At 71.8% G+C, this 11681-nt stretch carries 11 protein-coding genes; 4 read left to right on the plus strand and 7 right to left on the minus strand.

Going from position 1 to position 11681, the window contains the following annotated elements:
* The coding region (locus CCN72_RS23730; RefSeq protein WP_244174418.1) for an ATP-binding protein at positions 1–212 on the plus strand (212 nt) is incomplete at its 5' end.
* A 7-nt stretch (positions 213–219) separates the two neighbouring features.
* On the opposite strand, the gene CCN72_RS23735 is transcribed toward CCN72_RS23730, so the two are convergent.
* From CCN72_RS23735 to CCN72_RS23755, 5 genes are all read right to left on the minus strand, one after another.
* The gene (locus CCN72_RS23735) at positions 220–456 is read right to left on the minus strand and encodes a hypothetical protein (RefSeq protein WP_086809395.1); all 237 of its coding nucleotides are present in this window, start codon (positions 454–456) and stop codon (positions 220–222) included.
* Between the two features lie 62 nt (positions 457–518).
* On the minus strand, positions 519–1739 hold the full coding sequence (locus CCN72_RS23740) for an MFS transporter (protein ID WP_086809409.1): 1221 nt from the start codon (positions 1737–1739) through the stop codon (positions 519–521).
* Positions 1740–1892: 153 nt separating this feature from the next.
* Positions 1893–2852 (minus strand): endonuclease/exonuclease/phosphatase family protein, encoded by a 960-nt coding sequence (locus tag CCN72_RS23745; RefSeq protein ID WP_402146544.1) that lies wholly within the window; start codon positions 2850–2852, stop codon positions 1893–1895.
* 273 nt (positions 2853–3125) lie between these two features.
* Positions 3126–3755, minus strand: a complete 630-nt coding sequence (locus tag CCN72_RS23750) for a TetR/AcrR family transcriptional regulator (protein ID WP_172427494.1) — start codon at positions 3753–3755, stop codon at positions 3126–3128.
* A gap of 169 nt (positions 3756–3924) precedes the next feature.
* A complete protein-coding gene (locus CCN72_RS23755; RefSeq protein ID WP_172427495.1) occupies positions 3925–5511 on the minus strand; it encodes an MFS transporter in 1587 nt (528 codons plus the stop codon).
* 227 nt (positions 5512–5738) lie between these two features.
* On the opposite strand from CCN72_RS23755, the gene panB reads away from it, so the two are divergent.
* Positions 5739–6605 carry a 3-methyl-2-oxobutanoate hydroxymethyltransferase gene (gene panB, locus CCN72_RS23760; RefSeq protein WP_086809399.1) on the plus strand — a complete coding sequence of 289 codons (867 nt, stop codon included), beginning with the start codon at positions 5739–5741 and terminating at the stop codon, positions 6603–6605.
* Between the two features lie 78 nt (positions 6606–6683).
* Here the strand turns inward: panB and CCN72_RS23765 are convergent, their stop codons facing one another.
* Entirely contained in the window at positions 6684–7562 is an 879-nt protein-coding gene (locus tag CCN72_RS23765) for a class I SAM-dependent methyltransferase (RefSeq protein WP_086809403.1), read from the minus strand.
* A 103-nt stretch (positions 7563–7665) separates the two neighbouring features.
* Between CCN72_RS23765 and CCN72_RS23770 the strand changes: the two genes are divergently transcribed.
* Both CCN72_RS23770 and CCN72_RS23775 read left to right on the plus strand, forming a co-directional pair.
* Positions 7666–8691, plus strand: a complete 1026-nt coding sequence (locus CCN72_RS23770) for an ATP-binding cassette domain-containing protein (protein WP_086809405.1) — start codon at positions 7666–7668, stop codon at positions 8689–8691.
* The gene (locus tag CCN72_RS23775; RefSeq protein ID WP_086809407.1) at positions 8688–9512 is read left to right on the plus strand and encodes an ABC transporter permease; all 825 of its coding nucleotides are present in this window, start codon (positions 8688–8690) and stop codon (positions 9510–9512) included. Before CCN72_RS23770 ends, CCN72_RS23775 begins: the two co-directional genes overlap by 4 nt.
* A gap of 15 nt (positions 9513–9527) precedes the next feature.
* On the opposite strand, the gene CCN72_RS23780 is transcribed toward CCN72_RS23775, so the two are convergent.
* Positions 9528–11681 (minus strand): ATP-binding protein (locus CCN72_RS23780; protein WP_086809411.1); only part of this gene is annotated, 2154 nt, incomplete at its 5' end.

The following is an 11681-nucleotide window of genomic DNA, read 5'->3' on the forward strand; positions in this document are numbered from 1 at the left end:
CCGACCCCGACCCGCGCGGAATGCCCACCGTTCTGTCGGCGGCCGAGACGGCGGAGTGCGGGCGGGGGCTCGTGCTCGTGGCCGCGTTGGCGGAGCGGTGGGGGGTGGAGCGCGGGCCCGGGGGCAAGACGGTCTGGTGCGAGGTGGTCCGGGGGTGGGAGCCGGCCGACTTCGGCGAGGTGGCGGTGCCGGGGTGCCTCGCCCGGCCCTGACCCGGGGTCAGCGGTGATGGGCGATGACCGAGCCGACGACGAAGACGGCCAGCAGGACCAGACCGGCCAGCGCCCCGAGGATCGCGGAGCGGTCGGAGCGGGCCCGGTGGTCGTGGTCCAGTTCCAGGTTGTCCCGGTCCCGGAGGCGCCGGTGGAGTTCCGTCGCCGTCGGATCGGCGGCCGCCTCGCGTTCGCCCCGCCGGACCAGGCGGGCGAGGTCGCGGTCCGTGGGTTTCCAGGTCATGGCGCACCTCGTGGTCGGCGGGGTAGCCGCATCGTCGCACAAGGTCACCACGGTCACCAGGCTCAGGAGCGCAGGGCCTCCGAGTCCTCCGGCAGGCACAGGTGCGAGGTGACGACCCGGCCGGCCGAGGGGACCGTACGGCGGCGGTCCACCGTGTACGCCGCGAACGCCACCCCCACCCCCAGCACCGCGAGCGCCGCGCCCGCGAGGGCCGGGGAGGTCGTGCCGTAACCCGCGGCCAGGGCGATGCCGCCGACCCAGGCGCCGCCCGCGTTGGCCAGGTTGAAGGCGGCCTGGTTGGCGGAGGAGGCCAGGGAGGGGGCGACCGAGGCCTTTTCCATCACCATCAACTGGAGGGGGGAGCCGGTGATGAAGGCGGCCGTGCCCAGCAGGGTGACCGCCAGTGCCGCGCTCCATTCCGCCCGCATCAGGAGCGGGAACAGGGCCAGGACCACGGCGAGGGAGATCAGGCCGCCGAACAGGGTGCCCCGCAGCGAGTGGTCGGCCAGGCGGCCGCCCAGGAGGTTGCCCGCCGTCGCGCCGACGCCGAACAGGGCCAGCAGGAGGGTCACGCTCGTCTCCGCGTAGCCCGCCGCGTCCGTCAGCATCGGCGTCACGTAGCTGTACGCCGCGAACAGGGCGCCGAAACCCGCCACCGTCGTACCGAGCGCGAGCCACACCGGCAGGGGGCGCAGCGCGGCCAGTTCGCCGCGCAGGCCGGTCGCGGAGGCGTGGGTGTGGTCGTGCGGGATCAGGAGGGCCAGGGAGGCGATCGCGGCGAGGCCGATCGCGCTCACCCCGAGGAAGGTGGCCCGCCAGCCCAGGTGCTGGCCCATCAGCGTGGCCGCCGGGACGCCCGCGATGTTGGCGACCGTCAGGCCGAGGAACATCAGGGAGACCGAGCGTGCCTTGCGCTCCGGCGGGACCATGGTGGTCGCCACCACCGCGCCCACCCCGAAGAACGCCCCGTGCGGCAGCCCGCTGAGGAAGCGCGCGGCGAGCAGTGAGCCGTTGCCGGGGGCGAACGCGGAGAGCGCGTTGCCCACGACGAACAAGACCATCAGGGCGATCAGGACCGTACGACGGGACATCCGGGCCGTGACGGCGGCCAGCAGCGGGGCGCCGATGACGACGCCCAGCGCGTAGGCCGAGACCAGGTGCCCGGCCGAGGGTATGGAGATGTGCAGGTCGGACGCGACGTCGGGGAGCAGTCCCATCATCACGAATTCGGTGGTTCCGATACCGAAGGCGCCGACGGCCAGCGCGAGCAGGGCCAGGGGCATGGAGGGGCCTGTGCCTTTCGGGAGCGTGGAGGAGAGCGTCGTACCCGGGACATGGTGTTCCAGGGGCATGTTGTTCCGGAGACGAGGTCGCCCCTGGAGCATGTCAAAGTTCAGGTACGGAACAAAGTCTCTCAGGCCCGCTATTCCGTCGGGTTACGAGGGCGTGTCCAGGTTCACACGGGCCGCCACCGGGAGGTGGTCGCTGCCCGTGCGCGGGAGCGTCCAGCTGCTCTCCGGCTCGACGCCCTTGACCATGATCTGGTCGATCCGCGCCATCGGGAACGCGGCCGGCCAGCTGAACCCGAAGCCGCTGCCCGCCGCGCCCTGGGTGGAGCGCAGCTGGGAGGTGACGCCGTTGAGCGAGCGGTCGTTCATCGTGCCGTTGAGGTCGCCGAGGAGGATGACCCGGCTCAGGGTCTCGTCGGCCACCGCCTCGCCGAGCGCGTCGGCGCTGGTGTCCCGCTGCCGGGCGGTGAAGCCGGCCTTCAGCTTCACCCGTACCGAGGGCATGTGGGCGACGTACACCGCGACCGGCCCCTCGGGCGTGGTCACGGTCGCGCGCATCGCCCGCTTCCAGCCGAGCTTGATGTCCACGGCCTGTACGCCGGTCATCGGGTACTTGCTCCACAGCCCGACCGTGCCCTCGATCGCGTGGTACTTGTACGTCGGCGCGAGCGCCCGCTCGTAGACCGACACCTTGGACGCGGGGATCTCCTCCAGCGCGAGGATGTCGGCGCCGGAGCCGGCCACCGCGCGGGCGGTGCCGACCGGGTCGGGGTTGTCGGCGTTGACGTTGTGCGTGGCCACCATCAGCTCGCCGCCGCCGCCCGACTTGTCGGTGAGCAGTCCGCCGAAGAGGTTGAGCCAGACGATCGCCGGCAGCAGTACGGCGATGAGGGTGATCGCCGACTTGCGCCACAGGCCGAGCAGCAGCAGGACCGGCACGAACACGCCCAGCCAGGGCAGGAAGGTCTCGGTGAGGCTGCCGAGGTTGCCCACGGTGTTGGGCACATGCGCGTGCAGCAGCATCACCAGCGCGAGCAGCAGCGCGAGCGCGGTGAGGACGGCGCCCCGGCGCCAGATGCCGGAGTCGTTGCGCCAGGGGGCGAGCATCCGGTGCAGCAGGCGTCGGAGCCGGGATCCCGGTCGCTCGGGCCCCGAGCCGCCGTCCGCCGTCTCCGTCATGTATGCCTGCTGCGCCATGCCGTCTGCCTCACTGCCCGCCGTGCACACCGTTCGCCCCCTGCTTCCGACCCTAGGGGATGATCGGCTCCGTTCTCGCCGTCCCATGACGGCCGTACGGAAGACGATGACGAACGGGTGGCGCGGGGAGTTCCGATCAGCGGTGCGATGCGCGTGGTCTGTGACAAAACATGCACATCAGCGCTACGAGACTGTGGAGCTGACGGGTCGTAGCCCTTCCAGGGTGATGTCCACGATGTGTTCGGCCAGGTCCTCGGGCAGGTCGCCGTCGGGGCGCATGACGGTGCGTACCAGCATGGCGCCGACGAACATGTCGTTGGCCAGGTCGAGGTCGATGTCGGGGCGCAGTTCGCCGTCGCGCTGGCCGCGCCGCAGCACGTCGAGCATGAGGACGCGCCGGGGGGCGACGACGCCCGCGTGGTACGCCGCCCAGATGCGGGGGCTGGTCTTCATCTGCACGTACACGTTGTGCAGGATGGCCGACGAGCGGCTGACCAGGCCGCGCTGGCGCAGGGACTCCAGGATGACGATCAGGTCGTCGCGCATGGAGGTGCCGGGGAGTTCGGGGTCGGGCGGTTCGGCGGTGCGCAGGACGTCGACGAACAGCTCTTCCTTGCCGCTCCAGCGGCGGTAGATGGTGGCCTTGCCGACCCCGGCGGTGCGCGCGATGCGCTCGATGGAGAGTTCGGCGAGGGGGACGCCGTCCTCCAGGAGCTGCATCACGCCCTCCAGGATGGCCTGTTCCACGGCCTCGCTGCGGGGCCGGCCCCGGGCGGGTCCGGCCGGGCAGGACCGGTTGTCGGCAAAGCTCACGTCGATCCGTCCTCTCACTGTGCTGCGGGAATTGTCCCGCAGCCGCCTCCTCCCCCCGTGGAGCCGCTGTCGAGCCGCTGTCGAGCCGTTCATGGACGCGGGCCCGGTGCGCCGTCCGTCCGGTCGGCGCACCGGGCCGGATGCGGGGCCGGTGCCCCGCTGCCTGGCCTCAGTCCAGGGCGGCGACCAGTTCCTCTTCCTCGTTCTCCTGCTCGTCCGCCCGCGTCCGGCCCGGCAGGTACAGGGCCGTGATCACGGCGCCGATCAGCGCCACGCCCGCGCCCCAGAAGGCGGTGACGTGCATGGCGTGCAGGAAGGCGTCGTCGGCCGGGCCGACCAGGAGCTTGCCCTGCGGGCCGAGCTTCTGGGCGATGCCGAGGGTGGCCTCGATGGAGTCGCCGGCCTTGTCGCGCAGGCCCGCGGGCAGCGCGGCGAGCTTGTCCTCGATGCCGTTGCGGTAGGCGGTGGCGAGCACCGAGCCGAGGACGGCGATGCCGAGGGCGCCGCCGACCTGACGGAAGGTGTTGCTCAGCGCGGAGGCGGAACCGGCCTTCTCGCGGGGCAGCGCCTGCATGATGACGACGGAGGTCGGCGTCATGATGTGCGCCATGCCGGTGCCCATCAGGAAGAAGATGACCTCAAGGAGCCAGATCGGCGTGTCGGCGTCGAAGGTGGCGAAGGCCGCCAGGGTGCCGGCGATCACCACCAGGCCGGCGGTCGTGGTGGCCTTGTTGCCGAACCGCTGGACCACCAGGCGGGCGCGCGGCGCGAAGATCATCTGCGCGGCGGCCAGCGGCAGCATCAGCAGGCCGGACTGGAGCGGCGAGTAGCCCCGCACGCTCTGGGTGTAGAAGACCGAGAAGAAGGTGACGCCCATCAGCGCGAAGAAGACCAGCGCGATGGCGGCCATGGCGCTGGAGAACACCTTGTTCTTGAAGTAGCTGACGTCCAGCGACGGGTGATCGCTGCGCATCTCGAACACCACGAACGCGGCGAGTACGACGACGCCCGCGCCGATCGTGGCGAGCACGGTCGGGTCGGTGAAGTCGGCCAGCTGGCCGCCCTTGATGATGCCGTAGACCAGCAGGACGAGGCCGACGACGGACAGCACGACGCCGATCGGGTCGAGGCGGCCCGGGCGCGGGTCGCGGGAGTCGGGCACGAGCCAGACCATCAGCACGAGCGCGATGATCACGATCGGCACGTTGATGAAGAAGACCGAGCCCCACCAGAAGTGGTCGAGGAGGGCGCCGCCGGTGATCGGGCCGATGGCGATGGCGAGGCCGACGCCGCCGGCCCAGATGCCGATGGCCTTCGGCTGCTCCTCGCGCTCGAAGACGTTCATCAGGACGGCCAGCGTGGCCGGCATGACGAACGCGGCACCGAGGGCCATCAGCGCGCGGTAGGCGATCAGCTGGCCCGGGGAGCCGGACTCGGCGGCGAGGGCGGAGCCGATGCCGAAGACGGCGATGCCGCCCAGCAGCACCTTCTTGCGGCCGAGGCGGTCACCGATCAGGCCGGAGGTGAACAGCAGGCCCGCGAAGACGAGGGTGTACGCGTTGATCGCCCACTCGATCTGGCTCTGAGTGGCGCCCAGGCCGACGGGGGCCGGGGTGGAGATGGTCTTGATGGCGACGTTCAGGATCGAGTTGTCGAGCACCACGATGAGCAGGCTCAACATCAACACGCCGAGGATCGCCCAACGGCGGCGGTGCACCGCCTCCGGTATGCGGGAGGCAGGGACGGAAGTTGTCATGTGTTCGAGCGTAGGGGCATTCCGATACGGCACCGTCTCGTATCGGAATTTATTTGCCGAGACCTTACTCGTTCAGGGGCATGACATTGCCCGAAGTGGAGCGGTGGGTTCGGCCGCGGGGAGGATCACGGGGACCCCTCTGGCCCTGGTTGGCACGAGGTGCCACCATGGAGGGGATCCGGGGACGCCGTCAGGGCGCCTCGAGATGACTTGAAGGAGCCGTTGCCATGACGCAGCTTTCGGCTGCCCAGAACAAGCCCTCCGACGGCAGCAAGGCGCTGTACGGGGGTAAGGGCACTCGCCGCATCACGGTCCGCGACATCGCTCTCGCCAAGGAACGCGGCGAGAAGTGGCCCATGCTCACCGCCTACGACGCGATGACCGCGTCCGTCTTCGACGAGGCCGGCATCCCGGTCCTGCTGGTCGGCGACTCGGCGGGCAACTGTCACCTCGGTTACGACACCACGGTGCCCGTCACCCTCGACGAGATGACGATGCTCTCGTCGGCGGTCGTGCGGGGCACCAGCCGCTCCCTGATCGTCGCCGACCTGCCCTTCGGGACGTACCAGGAGGGCGCGACGCAGGCCCTGCGCTCGGCCACCCGGCTGGTCAAGGAGGCCGGGGTCGGCGCGGTCAAGCTGGAGGGCGGCCAGCGCTCGCACGAGCAGATCCGGCTGCTGGTCGAGGCCGGCATCCCGGTCATGGCCCACATCGGGCTGACCCCGCAGTCCGTCAACGCGATGGGCTACCGGGTACAGGGGCGCGGCGAGGAGGCGGCCGCGCGGATGCTCCAGGACGCCAAGGCCGTACAGGACGCGGGCGCCTTCGCGGTCGTCCTCGAACTGGTCCCGGCCGAACTCGCCGCCGAGGTGACGCGCTCGCTCCAGATCCCCACGGTCGGCATCGGCGCGGGTCCCGACACCGACGCGCAGGTCCTGGTCTGGACGGACATGCTGGGCCTGACCTCCGGGCGCGTCCCCAAGTTCGTCAAGAAGTACGCCGATCTGCGCGAGGTGATGGGCTCCGCGGCGAAGTCCTTCGCGGACGACGTGGTCGGCGGCGCGTTCCCGGCCGAGGAGCACTCCGTCCACTGACCCCGGACCACCATGGCACCACCGGCAGCCCCGCTGATCTTCCCCCGTCAGCGGGGCTGCCCCCTTCCCGGCCGTATGTCAGCGGCGCTCGGCGACCGCGACCCGGCCCGAGTCCAGGGACGTCCGGTTGCGGGCCGGGGTGCCGAGGGAGCGGGCGAGGGTGAGGAGGCCGTCGTCGGAGGTGACGTGCAGGCCGTACTCCGTGAGCAGGGCGGCCATCTGCTCCGGTTTCCACAGGGAGAGCCAGGGCTCGCCGGCGGTGACGGAGCTGCCGAGGAGGCGGGCCAGCAGCCGGCCGACGGTGGCTTTCGGGGAGGGGGTCTGGTAGTTGACGACCAGGGTGCTGCCGGGGGCCGTGCGGGCGGTGAGGGCGGTCAGGGTGGCGCGGACCTGGTCGCGGGTCAGATAGGGGACGACGCCCTCCCACAGCCAGGTCGTCGGCGCCGCGGGGTCGTGGCCCGCGGCGTCCAGGGCCGCGCCGAGATCGTCGACGGCGAAGTCGACCGGGGTGAACCGTACGGAGCGGGCGACGGTCGGCGGTTCGGGGACGGCCTCGGCCAGGCGGGCGCGCTTGTCGCGCTGGGAGGCGGGGTGGTCGACCTCCCAGACATCCGTCCCGGCCAGCTCCGGCAGCCGCCAGGCGCGGGTGTCCAGGCCGGCGCCGAGGATCACCAGCTGGCCGGTCGGACGGGCGCGCAGTGCCTCGTCGATCGCGACCGTGCGCGGCCCCACCACCTCGGCGCACGCCCGCACACTCTCGTACGCCGTGCGCGCCTGCCAGCCCTGCGGCGGGATCCCCGCGCGCACCTCGTCCACCCGTATGCGCTCCTCGGCGCGCAGCAGCCGCACCGCCACCGGGTCGGCGAACCGGCCCACCGCCGACCTGCCGTCCGCGACCGCCCGCCCCTGGCAGACCAGTACCGCCGTACGGCTGGCCGCGCGCTCGTTCTCGCTCATGGGGCCGATTCAACACCACCCGTCGCCGCCCGGAGCGGGGCTGTCGGCGCGCTGTCGGGGCGCTGTCGGTGGTTTGTCGGTGGGGCCTGGCACTGTCAAGGGCATGACGCGAATCGATGAGAACCCCGGCGGCGGACGCAACGCCGTGACTGTGCGGGGACTGGTCAAGCACTACGGCGAGACCAAGGCGCTGGACGGCGTCGACCTGGATGTGCGCGAGGGCACCGTGATGGGCGTGCTCGGTCCGAACGGCGCCGGCAAGACCACGCTGGTGCGGATCCTGTCGACCCTGATCACCCCGGACGCCGGAGCGGCGACGGTGGCCGGGTACGACGTCGTACGACAGCCCCGGCAGCTGCGGAAGGTGATAGGCCTGACCGGCCAGTACGCCTCCGTGGACGAGAAGCTCCCGGGCTGGGAGAACCTGTACATGATCGGCCGGCTGCTGGACCTGTCCCGCAAGGACGCCCGCACCCGTGCCGACGAACTGCTGGAGCGGTTCTCCCTTACGGAGGCCGCCAAGCGCCCGGCGAGCACGTACTCCGGCGGTATGCGCCGCCGGCTGGACCTGGCCGCCTCGATGATCGGCCGCCCGGCCGTGCTGTACCTGGACGAGCCGACGACCGGCCTCGACCCCCGTACCCGCAACGAGGTGTGGGACGAGGTCCAGGCGATGGTCGGCGAGGGCGTGACCGTGCTGCTCACCACCCAGTACATGGAGGAGGCCGAGCAGCTCGCCTCGGAGCTGACCGTGGTGGACCGCGGCAAGGTGATCGCGACCGGTGGCATCGAGGAGCTGAAGGCCCGGGTCGGCGGCCGCACCCTGCGGGTGCGCCCGGTGGACCCGCTGGAGCTGCGCCCGCTCGCCTCGATGCTGGACGAGCTGGGCATCACCGGCCTCGCGGCCACCACTGTGGACAGCGAGACCGGCACCCTGCTGGTGCCGATCCTCAGCGACGAGCAGCTGACCGCCGTGGTCGGCGCGGTCACCGCGCGCGGTATCACCCTCTCCTCCATCACCACCGAACTGCCCAGCCTGGACGAGGTGTTCCTCTCCCTCACCGGCCACCGCGCCGGTGACGCCCAGGACGCCGAGCCCGCCGACGCCCGCCAGGAGGTCGCCGTATGAGCGCCGTCACCACCACCACTGCCGCTGCCGGCGCCGACGACGTCCGGATCCCGCTGCGCGGGCACCTGCGGCACACCGGCGCGCTGATCCGGCGCAATCTGCTGTGGATCCGGCAGGACCCGGAGTCCATGTTCGACGCGCTGCTGATGCCGATCGTCTTCACGCTGCTGTTCGTGTACGTCTTCGGCGGCTCGATCGGTCAGGCGCTCGGCGGCGGCCAGGAGAGATACGTCCAGTACGTCATCCCGGGCATGCTCGCGATGATGAGCATGACCCTGTCCCAGGGTGTCGGCACCGGCTTCAGCCAGGACTTCAACAGCGGTGTGATGGACCGGTTCCGGTCGCTGCCGATCGGGCGCGGCTCGGTGCTGTTCGCGAAGATCGCGGTGGAGCTGGGCCGGATGCTGTTCGCGACCGCCATCCTGATGGTCGTCGCCGTGCTGGTCGGCTTCCACATCACCAGCTGGCCCGGTCTGTTCGCCACGGTGGGTCTGTCGGCGCTGTTCGCCTCCTCGATCATGTGGGTGTTCCTCACCCTCGGCGTGATCCTTAAGAGCGCGCAGTCGGTGCAGGGCGTGGGCTTCCTGGTGCTGTTCCCGCTCCAGTTCGGCTCCTCGATCTTCGCGCCGACCGCGTCGATGCCGGGCTGGCTCCAGGCCTTCACCGACTACAACCCGCTGTCCACGCTCGCGGACGCGGCCCGTGGGCTGATGATCGGCGGCCCGGTGACGCACGATCTCTGGGTGACCGTGGGCTGGTCGGTGGCGATCACCGCGGTAATGGCGCCGGTCGCGATCCACAAGTTCCGTACGAAGAGCTGACGTTCACGCCGTACGTCACATCAGGGCGGTGGCCTCCACGAGGGAGAGGCCACCGCCTTCGGCGTACGCCCTGTCGTACGACTCCTCGTCCAGCGCCTCGCGGATCCGGGCCTCGGTGAGGTCGCGGGCCCGGCGCTCCATGCCGGAGAAGACATGGCCCGCGGGCAGCAGCCGGTCGGCGGCGGCCAGCGCACGGGCGGCGTCGGCGGCACGGGCGCCGGAGCCGACGCGGGCGAGCGCCATGGCGCCCACGGTGAGGGCGGTGGAGGGCAGTTGGGGGATGACGGCCTCGGCCAGCGGGTCGGTGGTGTGCCCGAGCGCGGTACGGATCTTTTCCAGCGACTCCTCATGGAGGCCGTCCATCGCGTCCACCCAGGCCTCCTGGCAGAGCAGCAGCGCGTCGAAGACGACGAAGTTCGCGATCCTGAACTCCTCGCGCAGCAGCCGCAGTTGCTCACGCGCCTCGGAGGTGCGGTCCTCCAGGCCCAGCCAGCAGGCCAGGAAGAGCCGGGCGGCGGGCATCGCCTCGCTGTGCGCGGCATCCTGGCTCTCGACCACCTCCCACAGCATCCGCTCGCCCTCCGCCAGCTCGCCCGACTCCATGAGCACGCTGCCGAGCCGGGCGCCGAGCACCGCCGTCTGGGCGCGGGCGCCGAGGCGTTCGGCGTGCTCGATGGCGGCGCGGTAGTCGGCGGCGGCCTCGGCGTACAGGCCCTTGCGTTCATGGGACTCACCGCGGGCGGACAGTGCCTCGGCGGTGCCCCAGTCGTCGCCGAGGCGGCGGTAGATGGCGAGCGCCTCATCGGCGTCGCGGGTGGCGTCCCCGGCCCAGGCGGTGCGGTTGGCGAGGAAGTTGGCGCGCATCTGGAGGGAGCCGGCCAGCTCCCACTCGAAGCCGGGGGTGTTGCGGCAGGTCTCCACGTTGGCGTCGGCGATGGTCCGTATCCGCTCCGCGCCGCCCGTGAGCATCACCGCGAAGAACCACACCATGCCGGGCGACCGGCAGGTCTGCGGCATGCCCTCCTCGTAGACCTGGGCCACGGCGCGCAGCTTGGCCTGCGCCGCGGGGGTCTGCCAGGCCTCCAACTCGGTTTCCATGCAGGCGAGATGGGCGAGGTGGACGCCGCGCCGGGCCTCCAGGAGGACCTCGCCGGTGTAGGGCGGCGGGTTGTCGTTGCAGCGCTGCCACACCGGTTCGGCGCGGCGCAGCGGTTCGGCGAAGGGGTCCGGGCCGAGTGCCATGACCTCACGGCACCAGGTGCGGGTCTCCAGGCGCTGGTCCCGCATCTGCCAGAACCACACCAGGGACAGCACCAGGCACAGCCCCTCCTGCTCGTCGCGGGCGGCGACGGCGTGCCTGAGAGCGGTGCGCACGTTCTCGTACTCCGTCTGGAAGCGTTCGATGGCGGCGCGCTGGCCGGGGCCGCGCAGCAACGCGTCGGTGGTGCGGGCGAGTTCACGGTAGTACGTCAGATGGGCGCGCTCGGCCTCGGTGCGGTGGCCGGTCTCGGCCAGCCGCTCACCGGCGTACTCGGCGACGGTCTCAAGCAGCCGGTAGCGCATGGTGCCGGCGGCCGAAGGGGCCGCCACCACCAGGGACTTGTCGACCAGGGAGCCGAGGGCGTCCAGGGCGACGGATCCGCACACGGCCTCGGCGGCGGCCAGGTCGCAGCCGCCCGCGAAGACGGACAGCCGGGCGAGCACCTCGCGTTCGTCGGCGTCCAGCAGGTCCCAGGACCAGTCCACGACCGCGCGCAGGGTCTGCTGGCGGGGCAGGACGGTGCGGCTGCCGGAGGTGAGCAGCCGGAACCGGTCGTCGAGGCGGTCCGCGATCTGCCGGGGCGTGAGCATCCGCAGCCGGGCCGCGGCCAGTTCGATGGCGAGGGGCAGTCCGTCGAGGCGGCGGCAGATCTCGGCGCAGGCCTCCGGGTCGTCCGCGACCCGGAACCCGGGCCGCGCCGCCGCGCCGCGCTCGGCGAGCAGCCGCAGCGCGACGGGTTCCGGCAGCGGCTCCACCGGGCGCACCAACTCCCCCGGCACGCCGAGGGGTTCGCGGCTGGTGGCGAGGACGGTCAGCTCGGGGCAGCGGGCCAGCAGCCGTTCGGCGAGGTGGGCGGCGGCCTCGATGACGTGCTCGCAGTTGTCGAGGACGATCAGCATCCGGCGCCG

The organism is Streptomyces murinus (genome assembly GCF_002154555.1).
Taxonomy (GTDB): domain Bacteria; phylum Actinomycetota; class Actinomycetes; order Streptomycetales; family Streptomycetaceae; genus Streptomyces; species Streptomyces murinus.